The organism is Schleiferilactobacillus perolens DSM 12744 (assembly GCF_001435585.1).
GTDB lineage: Bacteria > Bacillota > Bacilli > Lactobacillales > Lactobacillaceae > Schleiferilactobacillus > Schleiferilactobacillus perolens.
This window is the reverse complement of record NZ_AZEC01000001.1, coordinates 163,935-186,519: the sequence shown is the minus strand read 5'-3', so window position 1 is coordinate 186,519 and position 22,585 is coordinate 163,935. Positions and strand designations below refer to the sequence as shown.

The 22,585-nt window shown below is 43.8% G+C and carries 20 protein-coding genes; 11 read left to right on the top strand and 9 right to left on the bottom strand.

The window, feature by feature from the left end; translation table 11 throughout:
* Positions 1-14: 14 nt before the first annotated feature.
* Together FD09_RS00765 and FD09_RS00760 are read right to left on the bottom strand one after the other, a co-directional pair.
* Complete coding sequence (locus FD09_RS00765) at positions 15-2,375, bottom strand: glycoside hydrolase family 9 protein (RefSeq protein WP_162261456.1); 2,361 nt, start codon at positions 2,373-2,375, stop codon at positions 15-17.
* A gap of 20 nt (positions 2,376-2,395) precedes the next feature.
* A complete protein-coding gene (locus FD09_RS00760; protein ID WP_083487383.1) occupies positions 2,396-3,328 on the bottom strand; it encodes an ROK family protein in 933 nt (310 codons plus the stop codon).
* Positions 3,329-3,516: 188 nt separating this feature from the next.
* On the opposite strand from FD09_RS00760, the gene FD09_RS00755 reads away from it, so the two are divergent.
* Genes FD09_RS00755 through FD09_RS00745 form a run of 3 tightly spaced genes read left to right on the top strand, consistent with a single transcriptional unit; the run spans position 3,517 to position 6,505 of the window.
* Entirely contained in the window at positions 3,517-4,587 is a 1,071-nt protein-coding gene (locus FD09_RS00755; protein ID WP_057817276.1) for a LacI family DNA-binding transcriptional regulator, read from the top strand.
* Between the two features lie 2 nt (positions 4,588-4,589).
* The gene (locus FD09_RS00750; protein ID WP_057817274.1) at positions 4,590-5,408 is read left to right on the top strand and encodes an HAD family hydrolase; all 819 of its coding nucleotides are present in this window, start codon (positions 4,590-4,592) and stop codon (positions 5,406-5,408) included.
* Positions 5,408-6,505 (top strand): SIS domain-containing protein, encoded by a 1,098-nt coding sequence (locus tag FD09_RS00745; protein WP_057817272.1) that lies wholly within the window; start codon positions 5,408-5,410, stop codon positions 6,503-6,505. The genes FD09_RS00750 and FD09_RS00745 overlap by 1 nt, the downstream gene beginning before the upstream one ends.
* Before the next feature lie 123 nt (positions 6,506-6,628).
* Here the strand turns inward: FD09_RS00745 and FD09_RS15820 are convergent, their stop codons facing one another.
* From FD09_RS15820 to FD09_RS00715, 7 genes are all read right to left on the bottom strand, one after another.
* Positions 6,629-6,802, bottom strand: coding sequence for a hypothetical protein (locus tag FD09_RS15820; protein WP_420806829.1), 174 nt, complete (start codon positions 6,800-6,802; stop codon positions 6,629-6,631).
* Positions 6,803-6,981: 179 nt separating this feature from the next.
* Entirely contained in the window at positions 6,982-8,295 is a 1,314-nt protein-coding gene (locus tag FD09_RS00740) for an NCS2 family permease (RefSeq protein WP_057817270.1), read from the bottom strand.
* A 126-nt stretch (positions 8,296-8,421) separates the two neighbouring features.
* Positions 8,422-8,898, bottom strand: a complete 477-nt coding sequence (locus tag FD09_RS00735; protein WP_057817268.1) for a nucleoside deaminase — start codon at positions 8,896-8,898, stop codon at positions 8,422-8,424.
* Between the two features lie 305 nt (positions 8,899-9,203).
* Positions 9,204-10,478, bottom strand: a complete 1,275-nt coding sequence (locus FD09_RS00730) for a family 1 glycosylhydrolase (RefSeq protein ID WP_057817266.1) — start codon at positions 10,476-10,478, stop codon at positions 9,204-9,206.
* Positions 10,479-11,843 carry a glycoside hydrolase family 1 protein gene (locus FD09_RS00725; protein ID WP_057817265.1) on the bottom strand — a complete coding sequence of 455 codons (1,365 nt, stop codon included), beginning with the start codon at positions 11,841-11,843 and terminating at the stop codon, positions 10,479-10,481. It abuts the gene before it with no gap.
* A 4-nt stretch (positions 11,844-11,847) separates the two neighbouring features.
* On the bottom strand, positions 11,848-13,155 hold the full coding sequence (locus tag FD09_RS00720; protein WP_057817262.1) for a PTS sugar transporter subunit IIC: 1,308 nt from the start codon (positions 13,153-13,155) through the stop codon (positions 11,848-11,850).
* Positions 13,156-13,233: 78 nt separating this feature from the next.
* Entirely contained in the window at positions 13,234-14,229 is a 996-nt protein-coding gene (locus FD09_RS00715) for an AraC family transcriptional regulator (protein ID WP_057817260.1), read from the bottom strand.
* A gap of 355 nt (positions 14,230-14,584) precedes the next feature.
* Here FD09_RS00715 and licT point away from each other — a divergent pair, with 355 nt between their 5' ends.
* The 8 genes from licT (at position 14,585) to FD09_RS00675 (ending at position 22,564) form a co-directional block, all read left to right on the top strand.
* Complete coding sequence (gene licT / locus FD09_RS00710; protein WP_057817258.1) at positions 14,585-15,430, top strand: BglG family transcription antiterminator LicT; 846 nt, start codon at positions 14,585-14,587, stop codon at positions 15,428-15,430.
* A gap of 1 nt (position 15,431) precedes the next feature.
* Entirely contained in the window at positions 15,432-17,348 is a 1,917-nt protein-coding gene (locus FD09_RS00705) for a beta-glucoside-specific PTS transporter subunit IIABC (protein WP_057817256.1), read from the top strand.
* Between the two features lie 14 nt (positions 17,349-17,362).
* A complete protein-coding gene (locus FD09_RS00700; RefSeq protein WP_057817254.1) occupies positions 17,363-18,004 on the top strand; it encodes an HAD-IA family hydrolase in 642 nt (213 codons plus the stop codon).
* 170 nt (positions 18,005-18,174) lie between these two features.
* A complete protein-coding gene (locus FD09_RS16180) occupies positions 18,175-19,830 on the top strand; it encodes a BglG family transcription antiterminator (RefSeq protein ID WP_235812178.1) in 1,656 nt (551 codons plus the stop codon).
* Between the two features lie 3 nt (positions 19,831-19,833).
* Positions 19,834-20,277 (top strand): PTS sugar transporter subunit IIA, encoded by a 444-nt coding sequence (locus FD09_RS16175; RefSeq protein WP_057817251.1) that lies wholly within the window; start codon positions 19,834-19,836, stop codon positions 20,275-20,277.
* Positions 20,274-20,558, top strand: coding sequence for a PTS sugar transporter subunit IIB (locus FD09_RS00685; RefSeq protein WP_057817249.1), 285 nt, complete (start codon positions 20,274-20,276; stop codon positions 20,556-20,558). The genes FD09_RS16175 and FD09_RS00685 overlap by 4 nt, the downstream gene beginning before the upstream one ends.
* A 3-nt stretch (positions 20,559-20,561) precedes the next feature.
* Complete coding sequence (locus tag FD09_RS00680) at positions 20,562-21,821, top strand: PTS ascorbate transporter subunit IIC (protein ID WP_415649603.1); 1,260 nt, start codon at positions 20,562-20,564, stop codon at positions 21,819-21,821.
* 2 nt (positions 21,822-21,823) lie between these two features.
* On the top strand, positions 21,824-22,564 hold the full coding sequence (locus tag FD09_RS00675; RefSeq protein WP_057817247.1) for a sugar isomerase domain-containing protein: 741 nt from the start codon (positions 21,824-21,826) through the stop codon (positions 22,562-22,564).
* The last annotated feature ends 21 nt before the right edge of the window (positions 22,565-22,585 follow it).

Sequence of the window (22,585 nt, the reverse complement as noted above, 5' to 3'; positions counted from 1 at the left end):
TTTTCATACTCTCCTCAATGTAGTCCCAGCACATTGGCAATTAACGAAAGCCATTTGCCATCATTAGCAATCCAAACTTCCTTATAGGTAGCATTGTTGAATGACGGCCAATAAGGTATATCTTCATCTCCCAGTGTTTCAATACCAACGGGCAGCTCCCCAACTTGTTGACCGGATGAAACCGCATATTGCGTTTGGAAATAAGTCCCTAAACCAAGCATCAAGGATTGGTCAAAAGGATTTAATCCTGTTACCCAGTTCAACTGATCAATTGCCAATTGGATTAACTGATGGTCACGTAATGTGTGGCCCAAAATAGCGGCACTGATTCCTGTTGATAATAGGACACCGTTGTTCCCACGAAATGAAAACCAGACCGGGAACCGTTTGATATAGATATGCGGCGCCACACGTATTCCCTTTTTCAACTGTGAGCGAAATTCAATTTCTGCTGACTCATCCACTAACAAATGTTGGTGATAAAAGCTATCGTGATCCCGATATTCATCATCCCGATAAAGTCCAGCACTAATCATCGGGTAAGGCTTCGTAAACTGTTGTAAGTACAATAAGGAGTCACCATACGAACGCGCTGCTGCGCGGAACTTCTCACGCGTTTCCCCAGAAGTAATCGCTATCATTTTTGCTAATGCCGCAGCAAAAAGATGTTCTCGCGACTGATGGTTAAAGTGCTGGAATACCTTGTGTTGTTCATCCCTGTAAAATATACCGCGTACAATATCTCCATTATCCAAACGTATCCCATGGTGTTCTTGGCATAAACATAATCGTTTCCCTGCTGCCAACGCCGCATCGTAATATTGTTGGCCCTTTGTTGTCTCGAATAGAATGGCCGCGCTCCAGGCAACCGTGGCATGATAGGTCGCCTTCGATGTGTTATACGTATGCTCCCACATTATTTTTTCGGGTGCATATGGCTTTTTTGCAAACTCCACTTCTGCAAACGCAAAATCTTGTACAGCAACCTGAATGAGCCGTTTTCGCCAAGTGTCATCGTCGGTCAACTGGGCGGCCCGACCCTCGATGCCTGCAAATAAATAGTTTTCATAGGGATTATTGTGTACGCGTGCCCGTACGTCATCAAAATTACCAATACAGTTATCTGTCCACCGTGAAGTTCCAGCACTGGTCGCCCGATAACCGTCACCGAATCGTGTTTTGAGGACAAAATCGAATCCCCACCTCGATTCCTCATCAAGGCGAACAGATAAAGCTTCATTCGTTGACCGGTAGGCATGAGCGGCCTCTGCTAGACTCAACGCAACTTCTGCTGTTTGTACCGTCTGTTGCGACAAATCACCAGCATCGTGCCAACCGCCATTGAAAGCAAGCACCATTTCTTTGTGCTTTGCATATACATCAGCGTGACAGGTGCCGTGAATTCTAGGAACGGGATAACCGCAGCGTTCACTGAAGATAAAATTCATTGTCTTGAATACAGAAGCCGACCACAGTCCCGATTGATCACGAATTTGAAATTCGGTGGATTGGTTCCTACCGCTTTGAATTCGATAAGTTCCGGTTTCTGTGTAATCCGAAAAATCACCAGCTAACAAAACCGCATCATCTGCAACAGACTCCTCCAGCCATTTCTTAGTCAACATCACCTTTCCTGTATCCACATTGACCAACGAGAAGCTTTGATCTGTATCTTGCTTGGCCATGATTGCCACTTTCTTATCAGAAGATCCATAGCCCATTTGTGATACAACAATACGTCCTGGAGTTGGTTTCCACCCATGGGTGGTTTGTCTTGAAACAGTCTTTGCCAAACGGAAGTTGCTAAATGTTAGATCAATCTGACCAGGCAAATTTAGATAAGATCCATTTGCGGCTGTGCTGAGTGCAATTTCTGTGATTGCGTCACGTGGTAAATCACTGATATCCACAACAATCAAATTGCTCTGATTGTTGGCTAAATCGATGGAATGAAATCCATCCCGTAGATACTGATCGGGTATTTTGACCTTGCCATCGTTCTTAAACGACAATGTCACGTTAGGATTAATCACATTGGTACATTTAGCCTCTGCTTGAAAATAAAGCTGGTTATAATCTTCCCAATTTTCACGACCTAGTACTAATGCTGCTGTGGTTTCACCGTACTGAATGTAATCTCCATCAGCCGGAGCACCTTTTGGCCATGACTCATAGCGAGTTGGTGACAACAATTGAACACGATCAACCGTCTTACTAATCACCTCACCACGATCGCGAGACTCCCAGTGACCAATTTGAGTAGTTAGCGGTAATTTAGTTGGCTCATCGCCCAGTGGCAAATTTTGTACTGCAGGCGGTGTAAGTAATTCGCTTAAATTATGTGTCGTCTGGAGATACTGGTCTACTTTAGCCAAACTCATCATTCTCCTTTCCTTCAAAATCCACGTAATCCAGCGCCAATTAACGAAATATGGTTAGGATCAATGGCGCTAGAAACGACCCTAACTGGCTTGGTGTCCGAAATATATGGTGTAATTAATGGTTGTAAATGACTGAGAAGCCATCCATTATTTGTGACACCACCGCCAAGAACCACCGCCTCTGGATCAGACACTCGAATGAGGTTCAGTATCAACGTACTGATCCCCTTCAATGCGCGATTAATCACTTTTTGTGCGACCAGGTCTCCCTTATCGAATGCATCAAAAAGTTGTTTTGCTCCGATACGACCATCGCTTTCTGTTTGTAATATCGTTTTGGCTCCTGTATGCATCAACTTCTTTGCATAATTGCTCATCCCTAATCCAGAGGCAATCGGTTCGACACAACCGTAACGGCCGCAAACACATTGTTCGTGGCTATCCATGTCAACAACCATATGCCCGATTTCCCCAGCATCATTATGCGCACCCACAATAATTTTCCCGCGAGAGACAACCCGACCAGCAATACCGGTACCAACATTGAGATAAATGAACTCGTCTGTTTGCTGACCCATTCCTAATTGGAGCTCAGCTAAAGTCGCACAATACACATCATTGCCCACGTAAACAGGCAGGTTAAAGCGCTGTGCTAAATCGTCAGCTAACGCAATTGAGCTAGCCCGTTTAGGATCAATTTCATGCCAAACTCCGCTGTGTATATCCACTCGCCCCACTGTACTAATACTGATACTTCGGACATTGCCAACTGTTGTATTGGATAACCGTGTCGCGAGTATTTGAATCATTTGCTCGGTGGCAGCCTTCTGGGTAAGGACATTTGATGGGATTCTCTGTAAGTCATGAACCCCACCTTGTGTATCTATTTCGCCACTCAAGATCTTTGTACCACCAACGTCTAATGCCATCGTCGTTGCTAACGTCACGCATTCTCCTCCCAATTGGTAACGTTATTAATTATCGGGAACCGTTTCCATTACCAACGAGAACAATGCTATTACTGAATTAGTCGATTGTCAATACCCATTCACCATCATTTGACAACGTTACCAATTTTGTTGTAAATTTACTCTTGCAGACATACACTGAATTCAAGATGTCTTGGAGGTGCAATATGGACAAGAAGCAATTGACTATCAAAGAAATTGCCAGTATGGCTGGCGTCTCCGTATCAACGGTCTCTCGTGTTTTAAATAATAAAGCGCATGTCAACCCCGCTAAACGGAAGAAAATCCAAGCAATCATTGACCAAAGCGGGTTCCAACCCAGCATGATTGCACGCGGAATGGTTTATCAACGCACCAACACATTAGGTGTTGTTGTATCAGATATCACCAATCCCTATTTCACCGCACTCGTATCAAATATTGAAGCCGTCGCCGAAGACTTTGGGTTCTCCCTTCTTCTGTTTAATACTATGACTGCTGGTCATACACATCAGAAAGATACCGTACAAATTGAAATTACTGCTTTCCGTAATTTGCAAGAAAAAAAAGTTGACGGCGTCTTAATACTAGGTGGTGAAATTGATCAAGCAACGCCTGATCCGCATTACATTACTGCCCTCGAACAGATGGCTCATCATTTACCCGTCGTGATTGTCGCCCAACCAGTCAAGGGTGTTGATTGCGAATTTGTCCCACGTTATCAGCAAATGAGCGCTGAAATGATAACCGAACATTTGTTGGCAAGCGGTTATAAGAACATTGCCTTCTTAGGTGGACAACCAGACATTACCATCACCAATGAAAGGTTATCAGGCTACCGCAAAATGATGACCACTTACGCAGACTACTCTGCAAAAAACGTATTGTTGAGTGATTACTATGTCGAAGACGGTTATCAGGGTATGAGGCACTTCATCGATACTCAGCAGGTTCCCGAAGCGATCGTTGCTATTAATGATCAAGTTGCGCTTGGTGCAATTCGTGCGTTAAACGATCACCAATTATCTTGCCCAGATGATGTGGCAATTGGCAGCTGTGATGCTTTTCCGAATGGTAATTATTTCACCCCAAGACTGACGACCATTGACCACCACAATGAAGACTTAGCGAACATTGCTGTTAATAAGCTGCTCACAGCCACCGGTCAAGAGAAAATACCACCTATTCCAACCCCTGCTTTACCTACGCTGATTATTCGTGAATCATCAGGTCATCCCTTAAAAAAGAAGAAGGAGTAAACATGGCACCATACTATATTTTTATGGATATCGACGGCACATTGGTGGATGATAATCAGCAAGCTTCACCAGCCACCATCAATACCATTGATTTATTGCATCAACAGGGACATCGCTTATTCATTGCAACTGGACGCATGCTAGCTTCAGCTTCACTCATTGCTAACCAAATCAGTCCCTACTTAGAGATTGTAGCTTCGAATGGCGCTGTGGTAAAAACGTCTAGTGGTGTGGAGAAAAAACTGCTTGGTGCCGCCGCCCTGCATGACATTTACCAAGTCGGCCAAGCCACAAATTTATCGGCTTTTCTTTTTACTACTCAGCGCGTATTTTACACAAAGAATTTACCCTCTTACTTTACTCAGGACACACAAAACAGAGTCACCGGGACTGGACAGCAACGCTTTGTTCATATCGATTCCGCCGAAGCATTGGTTAAACACCGTAAATCCATTGTCAATGGAATTCTCATTTCTGATAATGCACCAAAAGAACTGAAACATGCACGAGCAGCATTAACAAGCCTGGGCACATTATCCACCTCCTCTTCAGCACCCAACAATATTGAATTGATGCCGTATCAAACCGATAAGGCTACAGCTATTCGTCGAATTTGTGAAGAGAATCAGCATTCCTTAGATCGCACCATGGCTTTTGGTGATGGCTTAAACGACTTGGCCATGCTGCAAGCAGTCAACGTTGGTGTCGCAATGGGGAATGCAGCAACTACCGTAAAAAATGCTGTGCCATATTTAACGCACGATAATTCACATGATGGTGTTGCAACTTTTCTGAACCACTATTTTGGAGGTCAACAATAATGAAACCGACAATGTACACTTATATCAATCAAGAACACACTGCCCTGAAACGGATTTTAAACCATTATCCTCAACAGATTGATGCCACATTAGATAAGGCACCATTGAGTACAACACATTGGTTGATTCTCGGTACTGGGTCAAGTATTAATGCAGCCAAGAGTGCCAAGCTTTATATCGAAAAAATTGCGAAAGTTCATGTTCAAATTGAGGAACCATTCAACTACGCAATGTATGAAACAATTGACTCAAACACCGATCTTGTCATTGGTGTTTCGCAAAGCGGTCAAAGCACTGCGACCCTGACTGCAATACAAAGAGTGCAAGCGTCTCAAAACATCTACTCAATCGCTGTCACCAGCCAGCCAAATACGGAACTGCCGCGTGCGTCCGATGCAACTCTGGATATTCTCACCGGTAAAGAATGGGTCGGTTATGTCACAATGGGCTACAACGCTACTGTACTTTCTCTTATGCTGCTGGGATTACGCTACGCGCGTCGAGCCAATATAATTACACCGCAGCAAGAAAAAAGTGAACTGGGCAGTTTTCAAAAGACAATCGAACGAGTTCCTTCAACAATCGATTTGAGTGAGAAATTTTATCATGATCATCAATCTGCTCTGCATCATCCCACGCAATACACCGCCATCGGGTATGGTGCAACAAACGGAACCGTTTCAGAAATGGCGACCAAATTTACCGAGGTCGTTCGTGAACCATCCGCTGGATTTGATCTAGAGGCTTTCATGCATGGCCCTTATCTTGGTATTCATCCTACCGATTGCCAATTTTATATTGAGACAGCAGCCAACCAAACAATCAAACAAAAAATGCACGCGTTGCGTCTTTACGAACAGCGCTATATCAAAAACATCTTCACCGTTAGCCTCACTAATGAATGGCCTGCCGATGAGGAGACTTTATTCTTGGGCCACCTTGACGATCCTTTTAAGGCACCTTTGCTGGCCGTTATTCCTTTTCAGGTGTGGGCTTGGTTAATCACAACCAATAACGGCGTTAATCTATCTGAACTCATTTTTACAGACTTTTCTGAAGCAGTGCACAACAAGACTGAAAATCAGCAGTACGTCTAGTGACAACGCCATGAACCGAATAGCCGCCATTCAGACAAAACAAACAGTCTAATTCCACCCCCCTATACCAAAAAACAGAGGATTCCCCCCAACGGAGAGATCCTCTGTTTTGCTGTTGTCTCGTTACTTTGCGTTCTTCTCGTACAGCGAATGCTGGACGTATTTAGTCAGTTGGGTTAGAACGGTGGCCGCATCAGCAGCTGAGTTGCCCCGCGCTGCAATATACGTCTTAATCTTTGGTTCTGTGCCGCTTGGTCGTACTGCCAGCCAAGAACCATCTTTAAAGATGATTTTCAATACGTGAGACTGCTGAAAAACAGCCAACGTTCTTGCCTAACTTTGTGCATAAAAACCGACCTGAGATTGGAAGTGAAAGCTTTCCTACCTCAAGTCGGTATTTTTTCACTTTGAGAAAACGCAAAAAGCGGCGCAACTTTTTAATTGTTGGACCGCTTAAATACACCCAATTCAATGGTTCAGCTTAGGAACGTATTAGCAACCAACGTCAGTAAAAATGCCAACGCCAATGTCGTGTTAACCGCATTAATGCGCTTGTAGTGACCCGTTAACAACTGGCATAACGGATAACTGACAAAGCCAAATGCCATCCCGGTGGAAACACTACCGGTAAATGGAATCATCACGACAATCAGGAAGACCGGGAACCAGTTTTCTAAATGAGCAAAGTCCAGACCTTTCAGATCCTCCATCATCAAAGCACCGGTGATAATAATGACGGGTGCCACCGCTGCTTGGGGAACGAAACTGAGCAGTGGGACGAAGAATGTTGATAGGGCAAACATAATACCTACAGTAATGCTCATCACGCCGGTCCGCGCACCGCTTTGGATACCGGAGGCACTTTCGGCCGCATCCACAGTCGGACTTGTGCCAAAAATACCAGACAAGAATGTCGTAAATGCTGATACTTCAAAGGATTTCTTGAACTTACTCTTATCCGGCAACATCCCCTCTAAGATCCCCATAGCTTCGAACAACTGAATCATAGCCATGGCAAAGATGGCGAGCAAAAACTTGGGCGTCAAGATTTGGCTGAAATCACCCTTCATGAAGATGTCACCGTAATGTGCCAGATTTCCCAGTGATGCATTCGGTACCGTTTGGCCTTTGATCTGAAACAGGAGACCCACAATAGTCGTGGCAGCAATACTGATGACAAATCCCCCTGGTACTTTGCGCATGAACAACCAGAGACTCAATACTAGACCGAAGATCGCCAAGATCACCGACGGATCAGCCAATGACCCAAAGGCCAACAAGGAGCGGGAGCCGCCGGACTTAATCAAGCCAGCTTTTTGCAGGCCAATCTGCACTAGGAAGACACCAATACCCACGGTAATACCAGTTTTCAAGGAATCGGGAATACCATCCGAAATAATCTGGGACAGCTTACTGAAGGCAATGATGCAATAGAAAACACTGCCGATAATTGACACGGCAATGGCTTGCTGCCATGTCAGACGCATGTCGACAACCAAAGTATAAGTAAAGAAAGCATTGACCCCCATGCCAGGCGTCAATATCATAGGGGCATCCGCAAAGATCCCCATTAACATGCAGCCAATTACAGAAACAAAAATCGTAGAAAACATCGTCAAAGAAGCCGGCATTTTCGCATCCGCCAAAATCATCGGATTCACGACAATGATGTAGGAAATGGCAAAGAATGCGGTAATGCCGCCTAAAATCTCAGTACGCAGCTGTTTTTTATCATGCCACACATCATCTAAAGACGGTGTAGTCACTGCTGTTGGATTTGCTTGTGCCATATTATTCACCTCATCAATAGAACAAAAATGGCGCATAGCTCACGACCGCTTCAAAAGCGCTCGCCAGCCATTCGCCATATACATAAAGGTGTTTCACACACCCTATTCAGTTTTCAGAATTAACCGTCAATAAATTGTAGCGGCGGAGTCTTCTTTGAAGGCTTTGAAGGACTTCATCGTGTTGTCGCGATCATGTTGCTGCAAATTCAACACAGACGTATCGCTTGCCCCACCATTGATAAACTTATAGATGAAGTCGTCACGAAAACCAATGTCAGCGGCATCTTTAGCCGTATTGCCATAGTAGACAGTCTTGATATTAGCCCAGATAATTGCAGCCAAGCACATTGGACAAGGATAAGCGTTGGTGTACAAGGTGCATCCACTTAAATCATATGTGTTCAACTTCTGACAAGCCTTGCGCATTGTCACAATTTCGCCATGCGCCGACGGATCATTATTGTGCAAAACCTGATTATGACCTTGCGCCACAATGTTGCCATCCTTATCGACAATTACTGAACCGAAGGGGCCGCCCTCTTTGGTCTGCAAGTTGGATTCTGCCTCTTTCTCCGCTAATGCCATTATTTTCGGATCATACATTACACAGAACCCCTTTCTTACAGTAAGTTGTTGTTTCCGCTTACGAACCTTATGGTAAACACTTTTCCCACTTAGTCAATGTTTTCTGTAACATTCACCAGAATAATCGCCAACTGGTTTCATTGGGCACGTCGAGATTCCTACGGAGCCATGCACCATATAATTTGGTATAGGTATAATGAAAATTTACAACCGAATTTCCCGTATATCCGACACACCTACTAACTCAGCATAAAGAAATTTTGCTGTTAGGCCAGTGCTGCTCACATTTCCTATTGTTGAATCTGGATTTTTTCTCGTCAAAATCAATCTAGTTTTGGTTGTTCATGCAGATACTGACGTAAAATTTCTTGAGTCAACTGTCCGCTTTCAGCAATATCTCCATAGAACTCTCCACTATGCTTCAAATGTCGGTTAAACTGTCCATCCACGGAAGCAAGTCCAAAGGTTGGCGTTGTATCTCCCCATTCCCAATTATCCAATAGGGACCAATGCGTATAACCAATAATTGGATACCCCATTTGAATTGCCTGGTGAATTTCCTGCAACATTTCAGCAATATACACAATTCGGACATCGTCATTGGTTGTGGCAAATCCATTTTCAGTAATCAAAATTGGTTTGTCAGAAAAGCGAGCCGCCATATCGATGATGATTTCTGGAGAAATCTCTTCCATATAAAATGGATGAGGCAACACATCGAGGTGGGTGGCCGCATAGTCGCCAGAACGGTAATCGGCCTTATGCCCATCAATATTCTGGCGCACATAGATATTGACGGCCCAGTAGTCAAAAGAATCCTTTAACCCCTCAACAGTATAAGCGTCATGTTCAGGCATAGTGACTTCACCCGTACGCAATGCATGTATGAAATATTCATTTTCCGTGTAGTCAAGCCACTTTGCCATGAGTTGATCCAACGAATTTTCACTACCTCGAAAGGGATGCTTAGGGGAAAAAGAGATTGCCGAGCTTACTGGTTTATCAGAGTACTTTTTAATTAGTCCATATCCAATCGCGTGATAAGTCAACAGATTCATCCGTTCCGTAATGGAATATTGAAAAGGAAGATTCGACTCGTTGATAACAATCCAATAGTCTACATAAGGCGCAACCTTGGGAACAATATACGTCAAATACTTCTGAAACTCAGATACATTATCCAATGTGCGAAAAGCCCCTTGTTTTTCAAACCATTGTGGATGAGCAAAGTGATGAAGCGTTAAGCAGATCTTAATCCCTGCTTCGCGCAATTGCTTGAATTGGTCAATGTAGTGGGCCACTGCAACTTCGTCATAGTGTCCTCTCTCTGGCTCGATGCGCGACCATTCAATCGACATTCGATATAGGTTCAGATGCATCTTCTTCAAAAGCGCTACGTCGTCAGGGAATTGCTCCCAACTGTTAGCTGCCTTCCCTGGTAATGCGTATTGCATGCCCTCATTTTCAACATTTTGCTGATACACCCGTGTATCGAACTGCGATTTGTTATTGCCCTCCACTTGTTCACCAGCCGTCGCTGCGCCAAAAAGAAACTGCTCAGGAAAATGAATATTTGGAAACGAAAATGGATCGATCATCTAAAGACCTCCCGTACTTAAGAAATGTTGATACCAATAGTAGCTGTCCTTAGGAATACGTCGCAGATCGCGCAATTCTGTATCGGTGCGATTGACGAAAACTAAGCCATAACGTTTGCTAAATCCTTCGCGGCCACTTAATGAATCTAAGAATGACCAAATAAAATAACCGGTGATTGGTACATGCTCATCCAACAATCGTTGACACACCTTAATATGCTCCCTCAAAAACGTGATTCGTTCGCAATCGTGTATCTCACCATTATCGTCCGGCATCATCGTATCGGCATAGCCATTTTCTGTAACCATCACTGGCAAATGGTAACGATTCACTAATTTCTTTGCCGACATGGCCAATCCAGCTGGATCAGCCCTCATGGCAGACCATTTGTTGGTTTTCCGTTCTTCTCCCATATCAATTGAGAAATCTACTGATCGGAAGAATGGTGGTAAAAAACCATTTTGCTTTTTAGGTGCACCGGCAGTAATGCTTGCATAATAATTGAATGCAATGAAGTCTGGGAAGGAAGACTGGAATATTTCTGTATCTTCATTTGTAACTGTCGGTGCAAGTTTCAAGAGCTGCAGGCGACTCAATGTATCCTCAGGGTAGTGTCCTTTGGCAGCCACATCCAATATCCAGTAACTGAGCTGTTCTTCAGCAATGCGTGCCGCTTGAATATCTTCACTATTTTTGCTGGCAGCATAGACATTTTGGAAGGCAGTGACCGGTCCAATCTTCCCTTCTGGCACAATATCATGACACAATTTCATTGCTTTCTTCTCTGCCAGTAGAATATAGTGCAGCATTTGATAATTGTGAACGCTTGGCGTATCCGGATCGGCATAGTGACTGCCATTATATCCAGGATTAAACATTAGCATCAGCGGTTCATTAATTGTGAGCCAAGTTTTGACTCGATCACCAAATAGCGTGAAAGCCAGTTTTGCATAGGCTGAAAAATCATCGACGGACTGTCGAGAAAGCCAACCGTTATACCGTTTGATCAGAGTTTCTGGCATATCAAAGTGATTCAGTGTAACCACTGGCCGAATGCCATTCCGTAACAATTGATCAATCAAGCGATTGTAATACTGTATCCCATCTTTATTGACCACCCCTGTTCCGTTGGGCAAAATTCGAGACCAGCTTAGTGAAAATCGAAAACTGTTAACACCAAGCTCTTTCAACAGCTTTACATCTTCTGGCCATCGATGATAAAAATCAGCAGCGACGCTCGTATCTGCAATATTTCCCTTGCCGGGCCGAACATCTACTGTACTCAATCCTTTGCCATCTTCGGTCGCTGCCCCTTCAATTTGAAACGCAGATGTCGATACACCCCATAAAAATGGATTAGCCATATTTTTAGTCTGCCTCCTTCAGAAGAGCTGCATTAGTCTCGTCCTCCAGAGCCGTTTTATCTAGGATCTTAAAAAATGGGTAGTAGGTGAGACATGAGATCAGTACCGCAACAACTTGCCAAACTGCATATGTCCAACTACCCTGCATAATTCCAGAAATGACAATCGGTGTACTCGCCGGAAGAAACAATCCTATTGGCACACCGACAATTCCAGTTACCATCAATGCATATCCTAAAAGTAGGATCAACACAGGCGTGAATACAAACGGAATGAACAGGACTGGATTCAAAATGATTGGCAATCCAAAGATCAAGGGCTCATTGATGTTGAATAATCCAGGTAAGATAACCAAACGAGCCATTTTTTTGTACTGTTGACTCTTAGCAAACAACAACATCACGATGACAAAACCAAGCGTGCCGCCAGCACCACCGATGGCTAACATATTGTACATCTCAATATTGAACATGTGCGGAATTGGACGACCGGCGTGGTATGCCGCCATGTTTGAATTAATGTATCCAATCCAGATCGGCATCAAGATAGGTAAAATCGTGAAAGAACCGTGAATGCCGAAGAACCAAAGTAATTGAGCCAGAATAATCAAAATGATAAAGGATGGCAATGATCCTGTTAAATTTTCAATTGGTGTTTGTAAAATTTTGTAAATGAAATCAGTGGCCGAAACATACGAGGTAGCACTGAATCCCCACCGAATTAATGCAAAAAGTGCAAGAATGACGAATGCCGGAATAATGTCGGTGAATGATTTGCTCACTTGTGATGGTACACCATCGGGCATGTGAATTACCCAATTCTTCTTAACAATCCAAAGGTACACTGTCGTCACAATCATTGCAGTAATAATTGCAGTAAATGCGCCGCGCGAACCGATGTAGTCCACATTCATGGACGTGATTGCTTGCAGTGCGCCTTTAGGCGTTTTGATCTGCAATGGTACTAACGTCAAGAATGAAACCAACGCAATAACGCCCACATTGACACCAAGTTCCGGCTTGCCAAACATGTGTGCGGCCTGGTAGGCAATCAAGAATACCATGTACAATGCGATCGCATTGATCGTAACAGCCGGCACAAAACTTAAAAAGTTTGCAAGCCCAGTTCCCTTCAAAAAGGTTTGATAAGCAGGAATACCAATACTATTGAGCAGTGAAAAAATTGCTCCGACAATAATGATACCCATTAGGCTCATCGTGCCCCTACTGATGCTTTGAATCCATTTATTAGCCGAGATACGTGTGGCCACTGGAATAAAATGCTTTTCCATAAATCCTTGCAGTGCTTTCAATGATAGCCCCTTCTTTCTTTATCTAAAGCCATCATAGCAAGCGCTATCACTCCTGGGAATGAGCGATTCCTCAGTACACTATGTTCGATTCAACGATTGTGTCCTCTGACGATATTCCGCTGGTGTCTGTTGTTCCTCGCGCTTAAATAACTTATGGAAAAAAACAGGGTTCTCATAACCAACTCGCTCAGCAATGACCTCAATTGGCCAATTGGTCTGACGCAATAATGCTTTAGCAACAGCCACTCGTTTCTGTTGGACCAATTGACTGAACACTTTTCCCGTTGCTTTCTTCAACTCAGAAGATAAATAATTAGGCGAGTAATTGAAATAAGCGGCCATTTGGGACAATCCAATGTCGCGATAATGCTCATCAATATAGAGTATGAGATCTAGAGGCTGTGCGTGGTATTTATTGAGATGAGGCTGATCATGACTGATGGTTCGAGATTGTTGCATTAACAAGATTAGTAATGCCTGGATAAAAGACTGTGCCAGTTCGCTGACTAACGACGCTTCTCCCGTATATTCCTCAATCAAACCTTGGATAATTGATACAAGTGTCACTTGGTTCACTTTGTCAAATTGCCAATAACGTTCTGCATAAGCAGTCTTATTGAATAGTTGCCGAACAAAGTCAGTCAGTATGCTCTGTGTGGGTACCGCATCAAGAAAAATTGACTGCAGTAAAGATGCCCGAATTCCAATCTCGAGTACCAAATCCTTCTTTGTTAACGACTTTGTTCGGTGCGCACACCGTCGATCAACTAACATGACTCGGCCTGCCGTTACAGTGACCGTTTGATCCAAAAACTCAAAGACACATTCTCCCTTAACGACCACAGAAAACTCAATATAATCATGCACATGCCATGGAATGTACGTCTCCACAGGCTCCACCGCCATGTTTAGAGTTCTTGAGATAACATGATGGGCATTCTCCAAATTCTGGTTAAATCTGAACACCTCGTGACCGTCAACCATTTCTGATTTGGGTTGAAACTTTGCCCTTAGCGTCGACCAATCGAGACCAGAAATCGGCACCGTCAATTTGTCAAAGTTTGAAATCATCATGATCCTATTCCCTCCTCTTTCCATTCTCCCGGATCATCTATCCATCATAGCTAGAAGTGGTAACTGCCTTGACTAACTTTCTACATGCACCTGTATGGTGAATCAATTCCTTGACGGGCCTTTACCACATCCGGGCGATCTAAAGCGCTGTCAATCCGTACCATTGTAATACACGAGCCTTCTTTCGTCTAAGATGGTGAGAGCAAGCGCTTGCATATCAGTCTGGTTTGTTGTACAGTGAGCTTAGCTAATCAGATGATAGGGTTGTTAAGCAGGTATCAGGCGACACAAAACCTATTTATGAGTCGTATTTATTACGGCCATAAATAGGTTTTTTTCGTGGGGAGGTGACGCTATGCGCATTAGGAAAATTCTCAATAACAACGCTGTGATCAGCAAAGACACCAATGGAAACGAAGTCATTGTCATGGGTAAGGGACTTGCTTATGGCGGTCATCAAGGACAGGAAATACCTGAGTCAAAGATCATTAAAACATTTGTGATTCGCGAACCAGGTGTCAAACGTCAATTCGTGGACATGTTGCAAGACATTCCAATCAGCATTATCCTGCTCACCAAAGAAATTGTTGATATGGCCAAAGTGGATTTGAAACAAAAGTTCAGTCAGACAATTTACCTTGCTCTATCTGATCATATCAACGCCGCAATCAAGCGTTACACGTCAGGTTTAGTACTCCAGAATAGACTTCTGTTTGAAATTCAACGTTTCTACTCGGAAGAATATGCAGTGGGCAAAAAGGCCGTTGCAATGATTTACGACAGCACAGGCATTCAAAGGACCGATGATGAAGCAGGCTTTATTGCCATCCAAATAATTGGTGCAGAAACGGATCAAGACATTGATAAATTTTACAAAAGTACCGCTTTTATCAATCAGATTCTCAGCATTGTGAAATACACTCTCAACGTCGATCTGGACGAAAACTCCTTGGCTTATAACCGATTCGTTACTCATCTCAAGTATTTTGCGATGAACATCCTTTCTCACCAGACACCAGGAAGAAGACTTCCAGGATCGGATTTATTGACCGTTTTGGCAACCCGTTATCATGACGCATTTGCTTGTGCAGAAAAAGTAAGTCGCTATATTTCCCAAAAGTATAACTATCCGCTGGACGATGATGAAAAGTTGTACCTCACCATCCACATCGAACAAGTCATCAGATTAGGAGTGAAATGAAATGACAACATCGAATATGGCACAAAACATTCTCACAGCCGTTGGTGGCCAAAAAAACGTTCAATCCTTGATTCATTGCTCAACCCGTCTACGTTTTGTCCTCAAGGATGAAAAATCAATTAATGATGACCAAGTCAAAGCAATCGATGGTGTACTTTCCGTCGCCCGAGCCGGCGGACAATATCAGGTTGTCGTCGGAACTAATGTTACGGATGTTTACGATGATATTCTAAAAATTGGGAATCTGGGAATTGATGATCCCAGTCTGCAAAACGCACTGACAGAAAAGAAAAAGATTACGCCGGCATCCATCTTCAATGGGATTATTAAAGCCATTACTGGCACTATCGCCCCCGTCATTCCAATCATGGCTGGTGCAGGGATGGGGAAAGTTTTACTCCTCGTTCTGACGTTAACTGGACTAATCAGCGACAAATCACAGACGTATATTCTCTTGAACCTAATTTTCGATACAGGATTCTTTTTCCTGCCAGGCTTTGTTGGCTTCTCTGCCGCCAAGATCTTTGGTGCTAACCAATACCTCGGTGCCTTTGTGGGATTGGCGACTTTACACCCGGCTTGGACGGCATTGGTCGCCGCCAAAGCGCCAATTAACTTCTTAGGGGCTAACGTATCGCTTGTCAGTTATTCTGCCCAGATCATCCCCGCCCTTCTGTCAGTTTGGCTCATGTCCTACGTTGAAAAATGGGTAAAAAAGATAACTCCACAATCCATCGCAGTATTCTTTGAACCCATGATGGTGATGCTCATCACCCTCCCCTTGACCTTTGTAGTCATTGGACCGGCAGGCAACCTGGTATCTGAAGGAGTCGCAAATGCAAGCCTATGGATGTACAACAATGTTGGTTGGCTAGCCATTCCAGTTTTAGCCGCATTGTATCCATGGCTGGTTTCGATGGGTGTGCACAAGGCTCTCAGCCCAATCAGCATCATGCTCGTTGCACAACAGGGATTCGATCCCATTATTCGGGTGGTGGCCCTTTGCTCCAACATCTCACAGGCAGCTGCATCTCTAGCCGTTGGTTTAAAGACAAAAAACAAAAAGTTGCGTTCTTTGGCTCTCTCTTCCAGTATCACGGCCTATCTCGGTGGAATCACCGAGCCTGCACTTTATGGTGTTAATTTAAAGCTGAAAAAGCCAATGTACGGCGCCATGATTGGTGCGGCTTCCGCTGGTGTCGTTGCCGGTCTGTTGAAGATGAAGGCATTTATTTATGTCACCCCCGGCTTGCTTTCATTACCAATGTGGCTTTCAAAGACTGAAAATTATATTCCACAGGCAATTGCGACATTACTAATCAGCAGCATTGTCACATTCGTTGCCACTTGGATTATTGGATTTGATGATCAGCCGGATTCGATAAAAGTGGCGGAACAGCCGAATTCCGTGGAAAATTTAAGCAATCAAAATGTCTCCTCTGGCAGTACGGTATCTTTAAATACACCCGTTCCTCTCATGGTCCCCGTCAGCGGTAAGGTGCATCCTTTGGCTGATGTAAATGACCCCACATTTTCATCTGGAATCATGGGTAAAGGCATCGCAATTGATCCAAACAGTGATCAGATTGTGTCACCAGTGAATGGTAAAATCGTGGCTACTTTTGAAACAGGACATGCCATCGGTATTGACGATACAGAAAATGGTATTCAACTATTAATTCACATTGGGATTGACACTGTCTCTTTAAAGGGGAAGTACTTTGAGAACTTAGTAACAAAGGGAGATGCGGTCACAGTCGGCCAGCCATTAATTCACTTCTCTCCGGCCAAAATCAAAGAAGCGGGATTAGACCCCGTGGTCATGCTCATCGTGACCAATAGCGATCACTTCAACAATGTACAACCACAACCAATTGCTGATGCGGCCATTGGTCAAACCGCTATTATGGTGCAATAAGGAAGGAGCAAACAATGTTTGACGCATACATTTGGGACTTTGATGGCACTCTCTTTGACACTTATCCGAATATGATGACTGCAGTAATGCGTGCTCTGAAGGATTTCGACTTAGATATTGGTGACGAAGATGCTTATCGTATTATTAAACGTCACTCCATCAAAAAGTTGGTTGAATCTCACGGCATTGCAAACTCAGAATTCGTTCAAGTGTTTCACCAGTATGAAAGGAAAATTGTCCGACCTGCTTTACCTTTTGCTGGCACAAAAAATACACTTCAGAAGATCCAGGACAACGGTTCTTCAAATTTTGTTCTCTCTCATCGTGATGAAAATACTCTGAATGACTTGCTAAGCCGCCATGGGCTGCTCAATTATTTTTCCGCAATCTACAGTATTGACACCGGGTTTCCGAGAAAGCCAAATCCAGCAGGTCTGAATTACATTATTGAACAATTCTCTTTGGTAAAAGAAAAAACCGTGATTATCGGCGATCGCCCAATGGATATTCAAACAGGTGATAATGCAGGTATTTACACCTGTCTATTTGATCAAGACCACTTGCTAGATGATTTGGTTGTTGATTTTCATGTATACCGGATGCCGGATATTTTGAGCCTATCCCCAATTCAATCAAACACCGAAATAACGCCCTAACGTCTCATTCGGCATAATCATTAATAACTGCTCGCAACCACATTTCTACCACGTGATTGCGAGTTTTTTTGTTGTCCTCAGGTGTTCAGTTCATATTGACGAAAAGGTTTTCTTTTTTGGCCTACCTTGCATTCAACAACACCGATAAACTACAAGGTGAAGGTGATCACGTGATAGCAAAAGCAAATCTCAGTCCGAAAGACCGAAAATACGAGATAATTTCTCGACTGCTGAACGGGGAACACCTCAGCTATCAACAGCTTTCTGATGAGTATTTTGTCTCACGCAGCAGCATCGCCGGTGACATCTCAACTGCGAAGCAAATACTAGCACAGGAAAATGCCCCGTTGGCATTCGACAACTCTGGTACATATATTAAAGGAGGTGAAGTACTCAGACAACGCGTCACCAAACGAATTGTGCTGGATTTAATGCTGGCGCCTATCCCAAATACGATTGCACTCACCATGTTTCTGGACATGACGTTGCTGAAGCAGTTACGGCAGGCTTTTGAAAAGAAGTTGCAGAAATGGCAATTGGAAGTGCCCGAGAGTTATCTTCAGGACATTCTGGTTACCACGGCCATTGTGATAACGCGTGGTCGTGCGGGTCACCATATTGAGGTGGATGAACGGAACCAATTTGGTGATTTGTTCTTCCAATTTGAAAAATATCCACTGGTTTATGACTTGCTCATGAGTGTAGAAAGTGACGGGATGTATCATTTTTCACAAGCAGAATTACGTTATCTTTCCTATGTCATCTTGGGTAATGGCTTCAAGTTTTTTATGAAGAATGCAACGATTCCTGGATTATTCAAGCAAAAGGTCAAGAAACTTATTGCTAGTGTCAGTACCGGCATAGATATTGATCTTAATCAAGATAGTCGGCTGGAGTCAGATTTACTTGTCCATCTGTATCAGCTCGTTTTGCGTTTGCGGGCTAATACGACAGTGGTCAATCCGCTGTTGTCAGAAATCCGAAAGAATTATCGCAAACTGTTTGGGGTAGTGTGGTATGCACTGAACGACTTTGGACACGACAACCATTTAACGATCTCAGCTGATGAGGTTGGCTTCGTCACTATTCATTTCCAAGCAGCCATCGAACGCACCAAAAAGATGCGCAGAATCCTATTTGTCTGTCCTAACGGCATCGGCACCAGCTCCCTTATTTCGGCGAAAATCAGACGGATCTTTCCCGACATTCCACTGATTGAGGCCGTTTCCGTGGCCAATTTAGCCCGTATGGATCTCGACGATGTGGATCTCATCCTCACAACTGTCAGTATTGGCAAAGTCAGTCAGCCAGTCGTTAACATCTCGCCATTGCTCACCACGGAAGATATGAAAAATGTCATGAGTAAGTACATTGATATTACAACAGCACCCGATCGGCACCAAAACAAAACCGACGCCGGAAATCTCTTAAAAACATTAACCGGACTTAGCGGGCACGTCTTTTTCGATAATTTGAAAACTAGAGAGACAGCCTTAAATTTCTTAATTCATAAGAATACCTGGGACTCCGAAGCCCACCAACAGGCGTTCAAAGAATCCGTTCAGCAACGAGAAACAATTCAATCGACCTATATGGGCAATGGCTTCGTTATCCCCCACGGTGATCCGGCGTTGGTTGATCACACAAATATTTCTATTTTGGTTTTGGATAAGCCGATTCCTTGGGGAAACTACAAAGCGGATGTGATTGCTTTACTCATGATCCGGAAGAAAGACACTGCTGCTGTTGAACCCTTCATGGACCTGTTAATGAAGGGCATTGAGGATAAAAACTGGTTTATTTCAAAAATGATGGAGGTGAAGTAACCCTTGGCAAAAGCAATTATTTCTGAAGATGAAATCCAGGTCGTCGACCATGTGCCCGACTGGACAGCAGCTGTCAAAATGGCCAGCGTTCCATTAATCCGGGCAAAGGTCATTACGAATGAATATGTCGACCATATGATTCAAAGCGTCAAAGAAAACGGGCCATATATGGTGCTCACTGATTATTTTGCCTTAATGCACGCAAGGCCCGGCGAAGGCGTCAATAAGCCTGGAATGAGTCTGTTGGTTACAAAACAGTCGGTTGATTTAGCTGGTAAACCAGTCAAAATCTTTCTCATCATGGCCGCTGTTGACAATACAAGCCATTTAAAGAGTCTGCAAAAAGTAATGAGCGTGTTTATGGACGATCATTCTTATCAAACCATACTGGCTGGTAATCGTCAGCAAATCATTACGCTTTTAAAAAAATCGGAGGTAGCAAAATGAAAATTTTAGCAGTTTGTGGATTTGGGGTTGGCAGCTCAATGGTCCTAAAAATGACTCTAGACAAGGTTGTTAAGGACTTGGATATTGATGCCACTGTTGAAAACACTGACATTGCCACGGCAAAGGCAACAGATGCGGACGTTTATTTCACGAGTCAGGAATTATCGCCTGACTTACAAGAATCCACCAAAAATCCGGTCTATGCCGTCAAGAAATATATGGATAAAGGCGAGGTTAGGGAGAAACTTGAGAAATATCTTTCATCTAGGAAGGAGGAATAGTCAATGGTTGTCATTAATTGGATTGCAAAAAACGTGTTGCAAAATCCACCCATTCTATTAGGTCTGATTGCAGCTTTAGGTTTGGTGATTCAACGCAAACCATTTGCGGATATCATCAAAGGGTCTCTCACAGCCGCTTTCGGCATGTTGATTCTAACCGAAGGGGTGAATATGCTGACAGGCACAATCGCTAGCATTAATACCGCCGTCCAAACTCAAATGGGCGTTAAAGTGGCAAAAGGGTTGTCAGATATCACATTTACTGCCGACTATGGTGGGGCAGTGGGTATGGCTATGTTCCTCGGACTGATCATTCACTTGCTGATCGCCCGTTTCACTCCCGTCAAAACTATTTTCCTTACAGGCCACATGCTTTGGTGGGTGCCTTTCGTCATCATCGCTGGTTTGGTCGAAGGCGGTGTCCGCGGAAATCTATTGATTATCCTTGGTGCAATCATTTCTGCTTGTTACTGGTCCTTTATGCCATGGATCATGCGGCACTACGTCTGGGACGCAACCGGCGATGATTCCTTCTTAATCGGTCACCCAACTGGTATTCTTTCAATGATTTCTGGATTTGTTGCAAAACGGGTCGGTAACAAGGCCCACTCCACAGAAGATCTGAATATTCCCAAGGGGTTGTCTTTCTTTCATGAAATCTCTATCACGGGCGGCATGGTCATGTTTTTAGTTGATATTATCGTCGGCATTATTGCCCCTGTGCTTGTACCAAAGGGAAGCAATTTGGTGATGTATGCCATCAACCAAGGCCTTACCTTTGGCGCTGGTCTGCTCATCTTACTTTACGGAGTACGGTTATTAATCAACCAAATCGTACCGGCCTTCCAAGGAATTGCTGAAAAAGTAGTGCCTGGTGCTAAACCTGCATTTGACGTGCCGATTCTGTTCAATTACCGACCAAATGCTGTCATTATTGGCTTTATCACGGCAATGATTACCTCCACAATTCTTGTCATTATCGCCAACTCATTTAACCTGTTTGGCATCCTGCTTGTACCGCTTGTCATCACTAGCTTTTTCGAATGCGGTGGTGCGGCTGTCATCGGTGAAGGTCAAGGTGGTGTGCGTGGTGCGGTAATTGGGACTGCCACTGCTTCCTTCGTTATGGTCGCTCTGGTTGGTTTCTCTGGCGTGTTACTTAGCCATACTATTCGTAACTGGATATTGATTTTTGGTGGCAATGATTTAAGTCTTTGGAGCATGATTGCTCAAGGAATTGGTAAACTGTTTGGAGGCTTATAACTTTGTATCAATACATGGATAAAGTACAGGCACTGCTGACTACCGTACAGAAGGATGAAGCACCAAACATCAATAAAGCAATTGAGCTCCTGCTGCAGGCAAATTTGAGAAAACAATCAATCTACATCTTCGGTGCTAGTCATGCTGGTATTCTTGCCGAGGAAATGTATTACCGTGCTGGTGGCATGATGACAATTAATGCCATCTTTGGTCGAGAATTGATGCTTGATCGTAAGCCAATCACTTTCACCAGCAAGATGGAGCGATTGGAAGGATATGGCACAGCACTAGCAAGTACGGTACCATTTCAAAAAGATGATGTGCTGATTCTTCATTCGGTATCTGGCCGTAATCCCGTAATTATCGATTTAGGGCTAGCAGCCAAAGCAAGGGGGGTTAAAATCATCGCCCTCACAAATCTGACATACTCTAAATCCGTTACTAGTAGACATTCATCTGGGAAACGCCTCTTTGAAATTGCCGATGTCGTCATTGATAATCACGGCGATATTGGTGATGCTGCCTGTCCCATCCCTGGGATTAACCAAAAAGTTGGACCAACTTCCACGGTTATCGGTGCAGCAATTCTCAATACGATTATTGTAGAAGTTTGCCAACGAATGGTTCAACACGGAATTAAACATCCACCGATTTTCTATTCCGCCAATCTTGATGGTGGTGACAAACTCAACCAGCAATTGCACGACGAATATCAATCAATGATTCATTATCAGTACAATTAATTAGGAAAAAGGCCAAACGAT

Coding starts and splice junctions, on each gene's coding strand:
- FD09_RS00755 (WP_057817276.1), top strand. CDS start 3,517: ATGGACAAGAAGCAATTGACTATCAAAGAAATTGCCAGTATGGCTGGC.
- FD09_RS00750 (WP_057817274.1), top strand. CDS start 4,590: ATGGCACCATACTATATTTTTATGGATATCGACGGCACATTGGTGGAT.
- FD09_RS00745 (WP_057817272.1), top strand. CDS start 5,408: ATGAAACCGACAATGTACACTTATATCAATCAAGAACACACTGCCCTG.
- FD09_RS00740 (WP_057817270.1), bottom strand. CDS start 8,295: ATGGCACAAGCAAATCCAACAGCAGTGACTACACCGTCTTTAGATGAT.
- FD09_RS00735 (WP_057817268.1), bottom strand. CDS start 8,898: ATGTATGATCCGAAAATAATGGCATTAGCGGAGAAAGAGGCAGAATCC.
- FD09_RS00730 (WP_057817266.1), bottom strand. CDS start 10,478: ATGATCGATCCATTTTCGTTTCCAAATATTCATTTTCCTGAGCAGTTT.
- FD09_RS00725 (WP_057817265.1), bottom strand. CDS start 11,843: ATGGCTAATCCATTTTTATGGGGTGTATCGACATCTGCGTTTCAAATT.
- FD09_RS00715 (WP_057817260.1), bottom strand. CDS start 14,229: ATGATGATTTCAAACTTTGACAAATTGACGGTGCCGATTTCTGGTCTC.
- licT (WP_057817258.1), top strand. CDS start 14,585: ATGCGCATTAGGAAAATTCTCAATAACAACGCTGTGATCAGCAAAGAC.
- FD09_RS00705 (WP_057817256.1), top strand. CDS start 15,432: ATGACAACATCGAATATGGCACAAAACATTCTCACAGCCGTTGGTGGC.
- FD09_RS00700 (WP_057817254.1), top strand. CDS start 17,363: ATGTTTGACGCATACATTTGGGACTTTGATGGCACTCTCTTTGACACT.
- FD09_RS00685 (WP_057817249.1), top strand. CDS start 20,274: ATGAAAATTTTAGCAGTTTGTGGATTTGGGGTTGGCAGCTCAATGGTC.
- FD09_RS00680 (WP_415649603.1), top strand. CDS start 20,562: ATGGTTGTCATTAATTGGATTGCAAAAAACGTGTTGCAAAATCCACCC.